Consider the following 16,122-nt stretch of genomic DNA (forward strand, 5'->3'; position numbering starts at 1 on the left):
CAAAAAGAATCACACTACATACTTACGAGACGTTTTCTAACTTAGTTCAAAGAATAGGAAAGTTGGCTTTGTATGAAAAACGTTTAAGACAAACCACCTATTCTAAAATAGAAGGTTATTTAGAACAACTTATTGTTGCTGGAAAAACTTAGTCTTAAGTTAATGACTATGAATAAATTTATATAATATCCTCATGCTTTAATCCCTCTTAATTAATTTATTTTTTCTTAAATTCTAATGCTAGTTCCCCTTCAGCTAACCTATTAATATTCTCAAATTCTAATGTCCAATATCCCACATTTTTATCAAATGATTTTGTTTCATTAAAGTCTATTCCACTGTCAATCGTATCTTCCCACTCTATTTTGCCATCTGGATTTCTAAGTACAAATCTCACTTGACCTTCTATTAATTTTAATTTAACGTTTAAACTTACGCCTTCACAATCTTCCTTCATATCATAGCCATAGCTTTCTATAATATCTTGACCTTTTTTTATATTGTATTGTTCTGTTACGCTCGTACTACTTATGCAATGACTATATCTACTTATCATTACAGGTATAAATGTTAATATACACGCTAATACTACACTACTTCCAAACAGCCACCATCTTCTTTTCATCTTTCCCTTTTACCTCTCTTTTAATTAACTTATCCAATATTTCATAAAATTTACCATAATATATAGTAAGTATAGCATCAAGAAAATTAGTTATCAATATTTTTAAAATAATAAAAATATTGATAATATTAAATCTTTATATCCGCGATAATAAAAAATGCACCCTATTTAGCTTAATAACTACTAAATAGAGTGCATTTTATATTTAACATTTTAATATAAGTTGTTTAATCCTTATTTTAATGTTACTTTAGCACCAACTTCTTCAAGTTTAGCTTTGATTGCTTCTGCTTCTTCTTTAGCTACGCCTTCTTTAAGAACTTTTGGAGCTCCATCTACAGCTTCTTTAGCTTCTTTTAAGCCAAGACCTGTGATTTCACGAACAGCTTTGATAACTTTGATTTTTTCTGCTCCTGCTTCTGTTAATTCAACGTCAAATTCTGTTTTTTCTTCAGCTGCTGCTGCTGGACCTGCTGCAACCATAACACCTGCTGCTGCTGATACACCGAATTCTTCTTCACAAGCTGATACTAATTCGTTTAATTCTAAAATAGTTAATTCTTTAACTGCATCGATAATTTCTTGGATTGATAATTTTGCCATGATAAGCACCTCCGTAATTTTTTAATTAATATGTAACGATTTGAGTAAACACTCTTATGCACTTAATAAAATTAAGCGTCTTTTTCTGCAATTTGTTTGATAACACGTGCAAAGCTTGAAATAGGTGATTTGAAGCTTCCAAGTAAACGGCCAAGTAATTCTTCTCTAGGAGCGATATTACCAATAGCCATCATACCAGCTGCATCATAGTAGTTACCTTCTACTACACCTGCTTTGAATGTTAATTGTTCATTATCTTTTGCTACTTTTGCAAGAATTCTTGGGCCTGCTGTAGCATCTTCATAAGAAATAGCTATAGCTGTTGGTCCTTCAAGATCTTTAGAGATTTCAGCAAACTCTGTTCCTTCAATAGCAAAGTTAATCATTGTGTTTTTGTATACTTTGTATTCAACACCGGCTTCACGAAGTTCTTTACGAAGTGCACTATCTTGTGCTACTGTAAGCCCACGGTAATCTACTAATAAAATTGAAGAAGCACCATTGAGTTTTTCTTTAATTTCATCAACAACTACTTTTTTCTGTTCTACTTTTGCCATTGTTACACCTCCTTATTTAGTCACAAATCATTGAGCTAGATAAACTAGCAAAAAATACTACTTTGCTCATTTCCGCAGGCAAAGTAGCTCACACTTCCGTCCATTTTTAAGACCTCGGTAGGTTTTATATGCCAGTGGCATACCTACTGTCTGCGGTACAGTATTTCTTTCAACATATATTAGTATAATCCTTTCATTTTAATTTTTCAATATCTTTATCAATTTAATGTTATTTTTATTATTTATTTTAACAATTAGCTTTATAAATCCCTTTTTCTTTATTATATCCACACAAAAAACCGGCAAATGTATTTCTACATCTTACTGTTTTTTGTTATTCTTTTAATCACCTTCTCTAACCCTTGTATTTAACTTGCTAACATGTTATGTTCTAATTAAATCATCACTAGAATCTGGATTCCTACAAGTTATTAAGGCAATCTGTTTTTTTAATCAGTTTATTTGGGATTGGTGTAGAAATCTTCACAGTAACCGTACTAATCTTAGCTTCTTGGCATCATCCCTGCCATTAGTTAGATAATGCTCGCCCTCATTGGTTAGATATCACACTGCTGGTTTATGATTAAAGCCTTCTATTATTACCGTTTAGATATTAGTGTTCTCTCTACATCCTTATACATGTTATCAAAAACACTAGTCCCTAATTATATATATAATTTTTTATAAATATTTTTCATCTATTCTATAAACAACAAAAAGGAGTATCTATACGACTACTCCTTCTAAGCTTTATTAATACAATTAACGTTATTAATTATTTTAATGTTACTTTAGCGCCAACTTCTTCAAGTTTAGCTTTGATTGCTTCTGCATCTTCTTTAGAAGCACCTTCTTTAAGAACTTTTGGACATCCGTCTACAGCTTCTTTAGCTTCTTTTAATCCTAGTCCTGTGATTTCACGAACAACTTTGATTACTTTGATTTTTTCTGAACCAGCGTCTGTTAATTCAACGTCGAATTCTGTTTTTTCTTCAGCTGCTGCACCTGCACCTGCTGCTGCTACCATAACACCAGCTGCTGCTGATACACCGAATTCTTCTTCACAAGCTGTTACTAATTCGTTTAATTCTAAGATAGTTAATTCTTTAACTGCATCGATAATTTCTTGGATTGATAATTTTGCCATTGTAAGCATCCTCCGTTTATTTGTATTTTTATATAAATCTAATTTGAGTCGTAACTCTTAAGCACTTAATAAAATTAAGCGTCCTTCTCTGCAACTTGTTTGATAACGCGTGCAAAGCTTGCAATAGGTGATTTGAAACTTCCAAGTAAGCGACCAAGTAATTCTTCTCTAGGAGCGATATTACCGATAGCCATCATACCTTTAGCATCGTAGTAAGTACCTTCTACTACACCTGATTTGAATTCTAATTTTTCATTAGCTTTAGCTACTTTTGCAAGAATTCTTGGACCAGCTGTTGCATCTGCATAAGAAATAGCGATAGCTGTTGGTCCTTCAAGTTCGTTAGCGATTGCTTCGAACTCTGTTCCTTCAATAGCAAATTTTACCATAGTGTTTTTGTATACTTTGTACTCAACACCTGCTTCACGAAGTTCTTTACGAAGAACTGTATCTTGTTCTACTGTAAGACCACGGTAGTCAACTAATAATACAGAAGAAGCTCCGTTAAGTTTTTCTTTAATTTCATTAACAACTACTTGTTTTTGTGTTACTTTAGCCATTGTTACACCTCCTTGAATATTTCAAAAAATGCCACTTTGCTGTTTCCCGCAGGCAAAGTGGCTATACATCCGTCCATTTATATAAGACCTCGGTAGGTTGTATACGTTATGCCTTAGTGGCACCTACTGTCTGCGGTACAGTATTTATTTGTTAACATAAAAGAGTATAACATTTGACATATAGGTTGTCAACTTTTATTTCACAGTTGACCTACATTTTTAAAATCACATCATCTAATGCTAAAACATCTGTTTCTATCTGTGCTTTAATGATACAGGCAATATTTTCAAAGTCTCTGAATGCAGTTACAATGATTGCATCTACTTGTTTATTAATATCTTTTGGCTCAACTATTTCTATAGGTGCCTGTATATTTTTCACATTACGATCGATTACATAACTCACTTCTATGTTGCTATCTTTTAATTCGTTATAAGCCAATTTCCCAAAATCTGCATACCCATATATTGCAACTTTTTTATATCCTTTACCCTCTAAATATTGTGCCATATTATGTTTTTACCTAGTTTTTCCCTCCAATTATATAATAAGATTAAACTAACGTTTTTGAAATCTTATTATAGTTACATTTTCACTATGTTTCTCTCTATAAGTTGCATCTGGATCACTTGGATTTTAAAGTATTTCAGAATGAAGGCTCTTTGCATCTTTAGGAACAGTTTTACCTTCTTCATTTACTTCTACTTGTTCTTCTAGAAGACGCTTTAATAATTTAAACGCTTCACATTCTAAAATCTGAGTATCATATTTTGAACATACCTCCTTTAAAATAATGGAATATTCTAACTTAGTTGTAGCATCTTTATCACGCGTTCTATAGATTGTTTCATTAATGTTAGAAAAAATATATTGATTAAAAGGGGTAGCCCAGCTTTTTTCAAGATTTTTACGAAGATATTTAGGTAGATTAATTGTTGGATTCCCAAGATTAAGTTGTTGGACTGTATTTTTACGAAACATAAAATTATCCCCTTTGTTTTTTGCTTAATTATACCATAATAATGTAAAGTAGTTTTAAAAACTAGCCTTTTTGTGGGCTAATCAAGAAATAAGGAGGGATTCCATCATGCCACGTAAAAGCAATCAACACGATAAACAATTCAAACTAGATGCAATTCAATATGTAAGTGAACACCCTGATTGTCCTAATGCAGTTTGGTGTACTGCTATTACTTATATCTGGACACGTGACGGCTTTGTCTATTAACAAGCATTATGGATCTTTATACACGTAAAATTATCGCTTGGACACTATCTAAAACGATGGAAGTCTCCTACGTAGTTGATACAATTAATGAAGCTGAAGCCAAACGTAACACTGACCTTCCATTAATTCTACATTCTGGCTGCGGAAGTCAATATGTTTCAAAAGCTTATCGTGAAACCACAAAAAAATATCAGCTAAGTTATAGACATAAGGGCTGTCCCTATGATAACACCTGTATTGAATCATTCCAATATTATTCAGCACTTTATATATATCAATCAATAATCATAAAAAAGCACGATACCTATCAAAAGATAAGTATCGTGCTCTTGTATATCTATCTCAATAATTATTGATCAACTTTCATTGGGTTTACTTTGATACCAGGACCCATTGTTGTTGAAACAGAGATGCTACGAAGGTATTGACCTTTAGCAGCAGCTGGTTTCGCTTTTATAACTGCACTCATTAATGTGTGGAAGTTGTCTTGTAATTTTTCAGCTCCGAATGATACTTTACCGATTGGAACGTGAATAATGTTTGTTTTGTCAAGACGGTATTCAATTTTACCAGCTTTGATATCTTGGATTGCTTTTGTTACGTCCATTGTTACTGTACCAGCTTTAGGGTTTGGCATTAAACCTTTTGGCCCAAGTACACGACCAAGTCTACCAACAACACCCATCATGTCTGGAGTTGCAACTACAACGTCAAATTCAAACCAACCTTCACCTTGAATTTTTGGAATAAGGTCTTCGCCACCAACAAAGTCAGCACCTGCTGCTAAAGCTTCATCAGCTTTTGTTCCTTTAGCGAATACTAAAACTCTTTGAGTTTTACCTGTACCGTGTGGTAATACGATAGCACCACGAACTTGTTGATCAGCGTGACGGCTGTCTACACCTAATTTGATGTGTGCTTCAACTGTTTCATCAAATTTAGCAGTTGATGTTTTTTCTACTAATGCAAATACTTCTGCTGGATCATAAACCGCTGCACGGTCTACTAATTTAGCAGCTTCAATATATTTTTTTCCTCTTTTCATTACTTTACCTCCTTGTGGTCTTATCGGGGTCTGTGCCCTCCCACGTAAATAGTTACGCGCCTAAAATTTGTTCTACTTAAAAATTATTCTGCAATTGTGATTCCCATTGAACGAGCTGTACCAGCGATCATGCTTACAGCTGCTTCAAGGCTACCTGCGTTTAAGTCAGGCATTTTTAATTCAGCAATTTTTGTAATTTCTTCTTTAGAAATTGTAGCTACTTTTTGTTTGATTGAGTTAGGTGAACCTGACTCGATTTTAGCTGCTTTTTTTAATAATACAGCTGCTGGTGGAGTTTTTGTGATGAAAGAAAAACTTCTGTCTTGATATACAGTAATAACAACTGGGATAATTAAACCAGCGTCTTTTGCTGTTCTTTCATTGAACTCTTTTGTAAATTGAACGATATTAACACCGTGTTGACCAAGAGCTGGACCAACTGGTGGAGCTGGAGTTGCTTTACCAGCTGCAATTTGTAATTTGATCATACCTGTAACTTTTTTTGCCATTTTACAGTACCTCCTAAAAAAATGTGGTGTTCGCGGGGAATTCCCTCCCACTCGCGCGTTTGTAATTTAATGATTACTCATACATTGAAGTCTACATCTTAGATTAAGTGTAGTTTCCTTCTCGATTAGATTATTCAAATATTTCTACTTGATCAATGCTAATCTCAACAGGGAACTCTCTACCAAATCCGCTAACAGCTACTACAAGAGTACCTTTAGCTTGGTGAATTTCTTTAACAATCCCTTCAGAGCCTTCAAATGCACCTGTAAGTAAAGTAACGGCATCACCGATATTTACGTTAGATGCAGCTCCATAGAGTTCTATTCCCATGTTTTTTACTTCTTCTAATGAAAGTGAAACTGGCTTAGAGTCAGGACCTACGAATCCTGTAACCCCTCTGGTATTTCTTACGACATACCATGTATCATCCGTCATTATCATTTTAATTAGTACATAACCAGGGAATGTTTTACGTTGAACAGTTTTCTTAACTCCATTCTTTTCCTCAACTTCTTGTTGCAGAGGAACTTCTACAGCTTGGATGAGTTCTTCCATATCACGATTTTTAATCGCTTTCTCAATATTCGCTTTTACTTTGTTCTCATATCCAGAAAATGTATGAACTACATACCATCTTGCCTTTTCCATAATACCTTGTTCCTCCATATTATAATAAACCTCTTAAATACATAAGGCCTTGAATTCCACCACCGATGGCGAAGTCCATTGCGTAAATTATAAGTGCAACAATGATAGATAATCCGAGAACGTTTAATGTTAATTTAGTTAGTTCTTGTCTGCTAGGCCATACAACTCTTTTGCTTTCTGCAACGAAGTCTTTAAAAAATCCTATCATAATCTACTTCCTCCCTGGTGTGTGATTAACACAAATTATTTTTTAGTTTCTTTGTGTAATGTGTGTGTTTTACAGAATCTACAATATTTTTTTGTTTCCATACGATCTGGATGAGCTTTTTTATCCTTAGTCATATTGTAGTTTCTACGCTTGCATTCTTCACAAGCTAAAGTAATTTGTACTCTCATTTTTTGACACCTCCACTTGAGCTTTATCTCTTAAAAATTGCCATAAAAAAGACCTATTTAGGTACAAACTAAATATATCATACTCACAAATAGGTCGTCAAGCTTATCATATCATATTTTTTTGTAAAATTTAGGTTTTAATTTAGTGCTTTTATCGTCTTGCTATTTTAATATTTTTGCTGTTGCCTTTTATAAGCATCTGTTACTTGTTTTGCTGCCTTAGGAATCTCCATACGTTTTACTTTTCTTTGAGTAAGCGTCTGCATAATCATAACATTATTTTTCTCAGCATCTACGATTTCTTGTTTCTTTGCCATGATACGACCAACCCATTCTTTAAAAAGCTGCACATAGGCGGTTTCTGTAATCTTACCTCTATATTGATCATAAGAGGTATCAAAATGCTTTTCTAAGGCTACCAATTCATCTGTTATCTCTTCCTTATAACTTACCATGCTTTCTAGCATTTCTAAGGCATCGTTGGCTTCATCTATTGTTTCATTTGATTGCAACAATACTGTCGTTTGATTCACTGTAATTGTACTAATCTGTTCTAATAGCCCATAAATCTGCTCTAGCATTTTTATTAATTCATCCATACTGATGCCTCCTAACTTTATAATTTTATATTTCCTATTTTTCTACTTTAAAAGCTTTATTCTCTCTGCAGCCTTTTCATATCCCCATTCTATGGCCATTTCATAACAAACCTTTGCTTTATCAAATTGCTTACTTACTTCATACCATACCCCTAGGTTATAAGCTGCTGCATAACTGCCTGTTCCTACTACACTAGTGTACTTGGTTGTCTCTCCTATTTCTAGACAATTTATATAATAACTTTCAATGAGTGGTAAATAATTAATATATTTCTCTACATTAGAAAGTACTAACTCTCTATAAAATGTGGCACATACAAAATTAAAATCTGGTGAATCATAATAATTAGCTTTTTCCTTCTCAATAATTGTTATACCTTTTTCAAGTTTTCCAATTTGAATCATACTATATAAATAATCTACAATGGCTGAGCACCTATAGCCTTCATTTAATTTACTTACTTTGTAGTACTTCTCATACCACATCATAGCTTGTTCATTCTTGCCTGCTACAAATAACGTATGTGCTAATTGATATAGCATATAACTATTTTTTTCATCTTTTTTAATTACATCATATAAGATGGCTAAATTACGCTCTGATTTGTCCTTATGTAAATACCCATCATGTCCTACTTCAAGATTTACTTTAACCCTTGGCAATTTACTGTCAATCTGTTCATGAATTTTTCCTATATACTTTGTACCTTTACTCATTATTCTAGATAAATATATTTTAGAATAACTCAATTCTTCTTCCTTATTCATTTTATCCTTAAATACATCTATAAGTAATATTTGCCCTACTGTTCCTTTTTTTAAACCGTTTACCAAATCTGACTTAGTACCTGAAATAATATATTCATCTGCATCTAATACAAGATTCCAATCTCCTGTTGCTTTACTAAGTGCATAATTTCTTGCTGCACTAAAGTCATTACACCATTCAAAGTCGTATACTTTTGCACCAAATTGTTTTGCAATCTCTTTTGTATTATCTTCTGACCCTGTATCTACAATAACGATTTCATCTACAATCCCTTGTACACTTTCTAAACATCTTGGTAAATTTGCTTCTTCATTTTTAACAATCATAACAAGTGAAATTGTAGTATTCATATTTATCTTCTCTCCTTCTTGTCAAAAAATACGCCTTCTTCCCATGACATATCATATGGATTATTATAATGTTGCTCACGTTGCTTAAGTTGTCTTGCTTGTCTAAGTTTCGTTTTTACTTCTTCAAACTGTCTTTCAAATTCCACTCGATTCTCTTCATCTAAGGCTTTAAGCATTGTAACTAAATCTTCTTCATGTTGCTCTTTCGTTTCAGTCTTCTCTTCATGTAACTTTTGAATTTCATCTAATATAATTTGTCTCTTATCTAATAAAGCAATAAATCCATCTACATTTCCATCTTTTAAACTTTTGCTTTGTAATTGTGTTAATCTTAGAAGTTCTTCTATTAATTCTCTCTTTGTCATTAGTGACCTCCTTTTTAAATCATTACATATAATAAAATAGGTCCCATCTTTAATGAGACCTATTTTTATAAGTTTATAAATTACCTTCTTGATTTCATAGCAATTTGCCATGCATCACGATATGTACGAATAAGCTTACATGCTTCCTCAACTTTTTCTGGATCTTTTTTTATATTCCCTTGTACTAAGATTTCATAAATATACTCATAAATTTGATCCATTTCTAATGCAATAGGATATTTTTTATTTAATGTTGCTCTTAGCTCCATAATTATATTTTCTACCTTGATAATATTTTCATGTGCTTTTGCAACATTTTTGTTGTTAATTGCTTCTACTGCGATATTACAAAACTTAATTGCACCATTATATAACATAAGTGTTAGCTCTGGACCTGATGCTGTATTTATACTATTCTCTTGATATTTTGCATATGGATTTCCTACCATACTTTCCTCCTAAGTGTCCTTAATTTATAGTAATGAGAATAATGAACTTTGTGAATTCATATTATTCATTGCTGTTTCCATGGCTGTAAACTTCTTATAAAGTGCCGTTTCTGCTGAATCGTATCTTTTTTGTGCTCGTTCTAATTCTGTTTTATACTTAGAAATATTTGATGTTAATGTCTTGTCACTAAAGTATTGATTGTATGATCTAAGTTCTGTTGATGTTGAACGTTTTACTAATTCACTCTCTAATTTATTCGCAATAGTTGTAATTAATTTAACAGCATCATCACCATTTTCAGTAAGTGCTTTCTTTAATTTTTCTTCGTTTACTGTAAGTTTTCCTCTATCTGACCAGTTTGTTGAACCAATTCCAATATGTGAAAGCATACTACAATTTTTATTTAATCCTTGGCTTGCATAATCTGTTGACATTGTTGTTCTAAAAAGACTTGTTAAATCACTTAAGCCGCTATCTTTTCTTAGAATAGCACCTTTTATCTTTTCTTCCCACTGTTCAACTTGCTTATCAGTCATAGCTTCTTTTTCTTCATCTGTTAATGGTTCATAACTTTTAGCAGAATCAGCATTAAGCATACTATTCATTTCACTTAATAAGTCATTATAATCTTGAACGAATGACTTAATACTATTTACCATTGTATCAATATCTTTACTAATTGATACAGTGACTGGTTGACTTGTCTGTGTTACTGCTGTAAATTTTAGGCCATTGATTTCTATATCATTAGATTCTGATTCAATGGTTACACCATCATTATATATAACCTTTGCATTTGTACCTTCATATGTATAGCCACCATTTACTTCTTGTACACCCATAGCAGCTAATATACCTGTTCCACCATCTTCCAATGTGATAGATTGATCTTTTCCTGTTTCATTACTATTGATGATAAATGCTCCTGCACTTTCATCAAATTTGAAACTTACATCTTTCCCCATATCTGTAAGTTTCTCTTTGACGGCGTTTTGAAACCCTTCTATAGTCATTGTTTCATCAAATGCTACTTCTACCCCACAAATCCCAATGCTACCACTACGTGGCATATCTTTTATATCTGTTATTAAGCTTGATTTCGTAAGTTTTGTTCCTGATTCAGATTTAATTGTTTTTGTGCTAACTGTTGCTTTCTTTGCTACACTTTCTACTTCAATCTTATGTGTTCCCTCTGTTGTGCTACTATCAGCTGTTACTTTAATAGCTCCTTCTTGGGACATGGTCGTTTTAGGCTTATTAAAGTTAGTTGCTTTTAGTTTTGAAAGCGATTCACTTTTAAATTTATTAATTTTTAAGCTCATCTCTTTATAAGCATCTTTTTTCCATTCAGCCATTGTTGTATTCTTGTTAATCTTATCAATCTTGCTTTGCTGATTAGTTAACATAGCTTTAACAATACTTTCTGTGTCCATTCCAGATACTAACCCAGAAAATCTAATTGCACTTCCCATCTTCTCTCACTCCTTACTATCTTTTTTCATCTACGAATAAACCATTTACTTCACACATAGTTGCAAACATGTCTAGTATTTTTTCTGATGGAATTTCTCTTACCACTTCTTTTGTAGATGTATCAACAATTTTAATCATTACTTGTTTTGTATCCTTATGTATTGAAAATTGACATTCGGTTGTTCCCTTTTGAAGGTGATTAGCCTTCTCTATAGCTTGAATTAATTCTTTTTCTACATTAGTACCATATGTTCCTGTTGTACTTTGTCCAATATTTCCTTGTGTTGTTTTACCTTGTGCTACATAATGTTCTTTTCCCCCACTTATATTAGTCATTCCAGGTGTATTACTAATATTCATATCATATAGCCTCCCCTGTCATTATTTACTTCTATTCATTTATCGGTCATTCTTAATGGTTTCTTTAGATAAAGTGCTTTAAATAACCTATTATTTTAACCCTATTTTCTGTAACACAGTAGGATTTGCTCGTTTCATAAGATACTCTAAAAGTTCTAAGTTTCCAATTTTATGAACAACTTTAAGAAGCACCATTTGATCCTTAATATTTGTATAATCATATAATTTACATAAGAATTCGCCTATTGCAGCTCCACTTTCTGTCTTGTCTAATATCTGAATGAATGCATACAAAGTTGTATAGTCATATAAATCAATACGTAAAATCTTAACTAATAACGGAACTGCTTCTTGGAACCTTTCTTTCACTATATAACTTTGTACCAATATCTTGAGTACTCCAACTAAATTTCCCATAGTTTTTGAGGCAGCAGTCCCACTATAAGTTTCCATTTTTTCGAGACATACTTGTATATACTCAATTACTTGATCATATTTTTCTTGTTCATAAAGATAACATGCATATCTAAAATCAAAATCTGGATAACTATTATCATATTGAATTGCTTCTTCATATAAGTTTTTAATCTCTTCAGATGTCTTTTTAATTCTAGGTGCTAGCTCTAGTAATCTGTTATATGTATTTTGTCTAATGCCACTAAGTGTATCATTATTATATTCTAATACCTTCTGCCCAAATGACCATGCTTTTTCAAATTCCCTTGTTCCATGATATGTTTCCATTAAATAATAGCATAAATCACTACTTGTAGGATTTAACTCATATTCCTTTAGAAGCATTTCTAAATTTCTATCCATTTTATTTTTTTCTACTACAGTATCTTGACTATAACCATCATGTCGTATACGTATATAATCAGCAAGATCAACTAATTGTATCTGTCCATCTTCTTTATTTAAAAGCTCGTGAATTTTTCCTGTATATCTAATCTTAGGATCACGTTTAAATATCCTAATCGTCTTAAATATATTTTGTATGCTGTCACTATTTTCATTAATTATATTACAAAAAATTGCTTCACCTTTCATATTTTCAGCCGTTAATATTTGATTTCTTAATCCTTTTAAATCCATATCCATTAAATATTCATCTGCATCTAGAAAAATAATCCAATTCCCCTTACTTTTATCAATCGCATAATTTCTTGCTTTTGAAAAATCATTTTCCCAAGGTATTTCAAATACTTTTGCCCCAAGTTTTTTTACTATTTGAATAGTCTCATCTGTAGACCCAGTGTCTACTACTATTATCTCATCTACCTTTTCTTTTACACTGTTAATACAACGTGCTATTTTTTTCTCCTCATTTTTACAAATAATGCATAAAGAAAGTTTCATAATCTCCTCCTAGCTTTTCTTATCATCTTCATTTATATATCGACTTTTTATACAAATTTTAAATATATTGCATTAATTCAAATATATTTAATACTAATTATCTTAATAAAGAAAGTACGTTTTGTTGTGATTGATTAGCTTGAGCAAGCATAGCTTGAGAAGCTTGTGTGATAATGTTTTTAGATGAAAGTTTTGTCATCTCTTGAGCCATATCTGTATCACGGATACGAGATTCAGCAGCTGTTAAGTTCTCAGATGTTGTTCTTAAGTTGTTAGATGTATATTCAAGTCTGTTTTGGTGTGACCCTAATTGAGATTTTGTTTGGTTAATTGTGTCAATAGTAGCTTCTACCTCTTCTGTTGTACTATCTTGATCTAAGTCTCGTGCATCTAATGCTTTACCAACTATAAGTGTTTCTTGATCATTATCTGATACAACGATATCAATTGTTCCAGCGAATACTTCTTTACCATTGAATTTTGTTTTTTCAATGATATCATCGATTTGTGCCCCAAGTTCTGTCATTTCTAACTCAAGGTTTTCGATATCTGCTGTATTGTATGTACCATTTGCTTTTTGAACTGTAAGTTCTTTCATTCTTGTAAATATATCAGATACTTCTGTTAAAGCACCCTCAGCTGTTTGAATATAAGAGATACCATCTTGTGTATTTCTTTGTGCTTGGTTTAACCCTTTGATTTGTCCTCTCATTTTTTCTGAGATTGAAAGACCAGCATCAGCAACTCTCTTGATACGAAGACCTGATGAAAGTTTCTCCATTGATTTAGCTACTTGAGTTGTGTTAAGACTAGCATTTCTGTGTGCATTCATTGCATTCATATTGTGATTAATAATCATGTTTGTGTTCTCCTTGATGTTTAATTGGCATCCTTGCCTTATGTTCTAAATCTTATTAGCTTTATCATTATATATATCAGAAGAACAAGCAAGAACTTTATACCCTTTTTCGACATTTTTTACTTTTCTTATTTAATAAGGTATTTTTCCCATGTATTTTTATATTTAATTATGCAAAACAAAAGCGGCGACTCTTACGAGTCACCGCTTCTATATATGTACACTTATAAGAATTATCTTAATAAGCTAAGTACACCTTGTTGTAATTGGTTAGCTTGAGCAAGCATAGCTTGAGAAGCTTGTGTAATAATATTTTTAGATGAGAATTCAGCCATTTCTTTAGCCATATCTGTATCACGGATACGAGATTCAGAAGCTGTTAAGTTCTCAGCTGTTGTTCCTAAGTTATTAGATGTGTACTCAAGTCTGTTTTGTTGAGCACCAAGAGTAGATCTTGTTTGGTTAATAGTAGTAATAGAAGTTTCTACATTTGCTGTTGTAGAAGCAGCACCTAAATTTTGTGCAGCTAATGTAGTACCAACTGTAAGTGTATTAGTATCTGCATCGTTTACAACGATTGTGATTTCTCCACTAAATACATTAATACCATTGAATTTTGTATCACCGATGATTTTATCAATTTGTCCACCAAGTTGTGTCATTTCTAACTCAAGGTTAGAAATATCATCTGTGTTATATGTACCATTTGCTTTTTGAACTGTTAATTCTTTCATTCTTGTAAGCATATCAGATACTTCTGTTAAAGCACCTTCAGCTGTTTGAATGTAAGAGATACCATCTTGTGTATTTCTTTTAGCTTGGTTTAACCCTTTGATTTGACCTCTCATTTTTTCAGAAATTGAAAGACCTGCAGCATCATCAGCAGCTCTGTTGATGCGAAGACCTGATGAAAGTTTTTCCATATGTTTTCCTGTAGCTGTTATGTTTAAAGTACTATTTCTATGAGCATTCATAGCGTTCATATTGTGGTTAATAATCATAATAAATCCCTCCCTGAATTTAAGCGGCATCCATGCCATTATTATTAATTAATTATATTGATCTAAAGCTATTTGGCCATCTAACTTTAATTTTCACTATATATATCGAATGTTCACGAAATTACTTTATACTTATTTTAAAATTTTTTTTAAAATTTTTATAGATAACATTATCTAAATAGTTTATTTATTCCAGTTAATACATTTTTAGGTGTTTTCGCTGCATTTTTATTACTTTCTAGCACTTGAAAATAAATTTCTTCACGATAAATATTAACTTCTTTTGGTGCAGATATACCTAATTTAACTTTATCTCCTATAATCTCTAACACTTTAACTTCTATATTATCGTTAATTATAATTGCTTCATTCTTTTTACGTGTTAATGCAAGCATTTTTAACAACCTCCTTCTTTAAGTAAATCTACTATCTTATGCTTAGTTGTATACTTTGTATTTTCTAATATAACCTGCATTCCTTCTCTTGTTTCATTTTGAATAATAATTGGTGCTATTAAGTTTACTGTAGCATCCTCAACTTTATCTATAATAGCTGTAACTACGTATACACTAAAATTCTCTGGGCCGCCACCACCTAACATTTCTACATATTGATCTTTAATATCTATACTATAATCTTTTTTTAATATATAAGGATTAATTACAATAAAACTTAAGTTGCCATCTTCTATACTTTGTAAATGTGCAAATGAATTTTCTTCTTCTTCAATAATAATATACTTTGTATATTCTCTAAATCCTGGAATCCCCTCTTTAAAATTAATTATACGATCTTCTGTAAATTCTACTTCTCCAAAGTTTCTTGTTACTATATTCATATATATGCTCCTCCTAGTTATATTTATAGGTATTATACATTATATTTAACCACCTTATTATGAATATTTATAAAAAAAGGAGTTTCCTAAAGCAAGCATCGCTTTAGATAACTCCTCTTAATTGTTTATGTACATTCTTATAAATAATCTGCTAATGTATTTGTAATAATTTTAGATGTGGCTTTAAGTGCTGATTGATAAGTTGCATACTGTGTATTAAATTCTACATATGTTTCTTCTATATCTACATCTTCTGTTTCAGATAGTAAATTTTTAAATGTAGTTTTTTGTTCTGTCAATCTGCTTTTCACATAATCAATACGTGACATACGACTTCCTAAGTCTGCTGTTTTTTGTGATAAATCTGCCAAGTGTGTAT

The 16,122-nt window shown here is 31.8% G+C and carries 26 protein-coding genes and 2 other annotated features; of the genes, 2 read left to right on the forward strand and 24 right to left on the reverse strand.

Features of this window, described 5'->3' with window-relative positions; genetic code table 11:
- Positions 1 to 217: 217 nt before the first annotated feature.
- From JCM14822_RS03170 to JCM14822_RS03200, 7 genes are all read right to left on the reverse strand, one after another.
- Complete coding sequence (locus JCM14822_RS03170) at positions 218 to 625, reverse strand: hypothetical protein (RefSeq protein WP_054739585.1); 408 nt, start codon at positions 623 to 625, stop codon at positions 218 to 220.
- A gap of 234 nt (positions 626 to 859) precedes the next feature.
- Positions 860 to 1,228, reverse strand: coding sequence for a 50S ribosomal protein L7/L12 (gene rplL / locus JCM14822_RS03175; RefSeq protein WP_054739587.1), 369 nt, complete (start codon positions 1,226 to 1,228; stop codon positions 860 to 862).
- A 71-nt stretch (positions 1,229 to 1,299) separates the two neighbouring features.
- On the reverse strand, positions 1,300 to 1,785 hold the full coding sequence (gene rplJ, locus JCM14822_RS03180; RefSeq protein ID WP_054739589.1) for a 50S ribosomal protein L10: 486 nt from the start codon (positions 1,783 to 1,785) through the stop codon (positions 1,300 to 1,302).
- A 42-nt stretch (positions 1,786 to 1,827) separates the two neighbouring features.
- Positions 1,828 to 1,959 (reverse strand) — a sequence feature (ribosomal protein L10 leader region).
- 601 nt (positions 1,960 to 2,560) lie between these two features.
- Positions 2,561 to 2,932 carry a 50S ribosomal protein L7/L12 gene (gene rplL, locus JCM14822_RS03185; protein WP_054739591.1) on the reverse strand — a complete coding sequence of 124 codons (372 nt, stop codon included), beginning with the start codon at positions 2,930 to 2,932 and terminating at the stop codon, positions 2,561 to 2,563.
- A 74-nt stretch (positions 2,933 to 3,006) separates the two neighbouring features.
- Positions 3,007 to 3,492, reverse strand: a complete 486-nt coding sequence (gene rplJ / locus JCM14822_RS03190) for a 50S ribosomal protein L10 (protein WP_054739593.1) — start codon at positions 3,490 to 3,492, stop codon at positions 3,007 to 3,009.
- A 15-nt stretch (positions 3,493 to 3,507) separates the two neighbouring features.
- Positions 3,508 to 3,646 (reverse strand) — a sequence feature (ribosomal protein L10 leader region).
- Between the two features lie 57 nt (positions 3,647 to 3,703).
- On the reverse strand, positions 3,704 to 4,003 hold the full coding sequence (locus JCM14822_RS03195) for a hypothetical protein (protein ID WP_054739595.1): 300 nt from the start codon (positions 4,001 to 4,003) through the stop codon (positions 3,704 to 3,706).
- A gap of 126 nt (positions 4,004 to 4,129) precedes the next feature.
- A complete protein-coding gene (locus JCM14822_RS03200) occupies positions 4,130 to 4,474 on the reverse strand; it encodes a hypothetical protein (protein WP_054739597.1) in 345 nt (114 codons plus the stop codon).
- 106 nt (positions 4,475 to 4,580) lie between these two features.
- Here JCM14822_RS03200 and JCM14822_RS19915 point away from each other — a divergent pair, with 106 nt between their 5' ends.
- Together JCM14822_RS19915 and JCM14822_RS24365 are read left to right on the forward strand one after the other, a co-directional pair.
- On the forward strand, positions 4,581 to 4,721 hold the full coding sequence (locus tag JCM14822_RS19915) for a hypothetical protein (RefSeq protein ID WP_157047603.1): 141 nt from the start codon (positions 4,581 to 4,583) through the stop codon (positions 4,719 to 4,721).
- A 56-nt stretch (positions 4,722 to 4,777) separates the two neighbouring features.
- Positions 4,778 to 5,077 carry a hypothetical protein gene (locus JCM14822_RS24365; protein WP_242861385.1) on the forward strand — a complete coding sequence of 100 codons (300 nt, stop codon included), beginning with the start codon at positions 4,778 to 4,780 and terminating at the stop codon, positions 5,075 to 5,077.
- Here JCM14822_RS24365 and rplA read toward each other — a convergent pair.
- The 17 genes from rplA to JCM14822_RS03285 all read right to left on the reverse strand — a co-directional run bounded on the left by rplA (position 5,071) and on the right by JCM14822_RS03285 (position 16,114).
- On the reverse strand, positions 5,071 to 5,766 hold the full coding sequence (gene rplA, locus JCM14822_RS03205) for a 50S ribosomal protein L1 (RefSeq protein WP_054739599.1): 696 nt from the start codon (positions 5,764 to 5,766) through the stop codon (positions 5,071 to 5,073). The two genes, JCM14822_RS24365 and rplA, sit on opposite strands and share 7 nt — an antisense overlap.
- 83 nt (positions 5,767 to 5,849) lie before the next feature.
- Positions 5,850 to 6,275 carry a 50S ribosomal protein L11 gene (gene rplK / locus JCM14822_RS03210; RefSeq protein ID WP_054739602.1) on the reverse strand — a complete coding sequence of 142 codons (426 nt, stop codon included), beginning with the start codon at positions 6,273 to 6,275 and terminating at the stop codon, positions 5,850 to 5,852.
- A 130-nt stretch (positions 6,276 to 6,405) separates the two neighbouring features.
- Positions 6,406 to 6,924, reverse strand: a complete 519-nt coding sequence (gene nusG / locus JCM14822_RS03215) for a transcription termination/antitermination protein NusG (RefSeq protein WP_054739759.1) — start codon at positions 6,922 to 6,924, stop codon at positions 6,406 to 6,408.
- Positions 6,925 to 6,943: 19 nt separating this feature from the next.
- Positions 6,944 to 7,132, reverse strand: coding sequence for a preprotein translocase subunit SecE (gene secE, locus JCM14822_RS03220; RefSeq protein WP_054739604.1), 189 nt, complete (start codon positions 7,130 to 7,132; stop codon positions 6,944 to 6,946).
- 35 nt (positions 7,133 to 7,167) lie between these two features.
- Positions 7,168 to 7,320, reverse strand: a complete 153-nt coding sequence (gene rpmG, locus JCM14822_RS03225) for a 50S ribosomal protein L33 (RefSeq protein WP_054739606.1) — start codon at positions 7,318 to 7,320, stop codon at positions 7,168 to 7,170.
- A 167-nt stretch (positions 7,321 to 7,487) separates the two neighbouring features.
- Positions 7,488 to 7,919, reverse strand: coding sequence for a hypothetical protein (locus JCM14822_RS03230; protein WP_054739608.1), 432 nt, complete (start codon positions 7,917 to 7,919; stop codon positions 7,488 to 7,490).
- A gap of 42 nt (positions 7,920 to 7,961) precedes the next feature.
- Complete coding sequence (locus JCM14822_RS03235) at positions 7,962 to 9,038, reverse strand: glycosyltransferase family 2 protein (RefSeq protein WP_054739610.1); 1,077 nt, start codon at positions 9,036 to 9,038, stop codon at positions 7,962 to 7,964.
- Positions 9,039 to 9,040: 2 nt separating this feature from the next.
- Complete coding sequence (locus JCM14822_RS03240; RefSeq protein ID WP_054739612.1) at positions 9,041 to 9,403, reverse strand: flagellar protein FliT; 363 nt, start codon at positions 9,401 to 9,403, stop codon at positions 9,041 to 9,043.
- A gap of 80 nt (positions 9,404 to 9,483) precedes the next feature.
- On the reverse strand, positions 9,484 to 9,852 hold the full coding sequence (fliS, locus tag JCM14822_RS03245; protein ID WP_054739614.1) for a flagellar export chaperone FliS: 369 nt from the start codon (positions 9,850 to 9,852) through the stop codon (positions 9,484 to 9,486).
- A 24-nt stretch (positions 9,853 to 9,876) separates the two neighbouring features.
- Positions 9,877 to 11,325 (reverse strand): flagellar filament capping protein FliD, encoded by a 1,449-nt coding sequence (fliD, locus tag JCM14822_RS03250; RefSeq protein ID WP_054739616.1) that lies wholly within the window; start codon positions 11,323 to 11,325, stop codon positions 9,877 to 9,879.
- 16 nt (positions 11,326 to 11,341) lie between these two features.
- Positions 11,342 to 11,686 carry a flagellar protein FlaG gene (locus tag JCM14822_RS03255; RefSeq protein ID WP_054739618.1) on the reverse strand — a complete coding sequence of 115 codons (345 nt, stop codon included), beginning with the start codon at positions 11,684 to 11,686 and terminating at the stop codon, positions 11,342 to 11,344.
- Between the two features lie 90 nt (positions 11,687 to 11,776).
- A complete protein-coding gene (locus JCM14822_RS03260) occupies positions 11,777 to 13,045 on the reverse strand; it encodes a tetratricopeptide repeat-containing glycosyltransferase family 2 protein (RefSeq protein WP_054739620.1) in 1,269 nt (422 codons plus the stop codon).
- Positions 13,046 to 13,142: 97 nt separating this feature from the next.
- Positions 13,143 to 13,904, reverse strand: a complete 762-nt coding sequence (locus JCM14822_RS03265; RefSeq protein ID WP_054739623.1) for a flagellin N-terminal helical domain-containing protein — start codon at positions 13,902 to 13,904, stop codon at positions 13,143 to 13,145.
- A gap of 233 nt (positions 13,905 to 14,137) precedes the next feature.
- Positions 14,138 to 14,905, reverse strand: coding sequence for a flagellin N-terminal helical domain-containing protein (locus JCM14822_RS03270; protein ID WP_054739625.1), 768 nt, complete (start codon positions 14,903 to 14,905; stop codon positions 14,138 to 14,140).
- Between the two features lie 170 nt (positions 14,906 to 15,075).
- Positions 15,076 to 15,300, reverse strand: coding sequence for a carbon storage regulator CsrA (csrA, locus tag JCM14822_RS03275; RefSeq protein WP_054739627.1), 225 nt, complete (start codon positions 15,298 to 15,300; stop codon positions 15,076 to 15,078).
- Positions 15,301 to 15,302: 2 nt separating this feature from the next.
- On the reverse strand, positions 15,303 to 15,743 hold the full coding sequence (fliW, locus tag JCM14822_RS03280) for a flagellar assembly protein FliW (protein ID WP_054739629.1): 441 nt from the start codon (positions 15,741 to 15,743) through the stop codon (positions 15,303 to 15,305).
- 137 nt (positions 15,744 to 15,880) lie between these two features.
- Positions 15,881 to 16,114 carry a flagellin gene (locus JCM14822_RS03285; RefSeq protein WP_054739632.1) on the reverse strand — a complete coding sequence of 78 codons (234 nt, stop codon included), beginning with the start codon at positions 16,112 to 16,114 and terminating at the stop codon, positions 15,881 to 15,883.
- Positions 16,115 to 16,122: the final 8 nt, after the last annotated feature.

The organism is Cellulosilyticum ruminicola JCM 14822 (assembly GCF_001311925.1).
In the GTDB taxonomy this organism is placed as follows: Bacteria; Bacillota; Clostridia; order Lachnospirales; family Cellulosilyticaceae; genus Cellulosilyticum; species Cellulosilyticum ruminicola.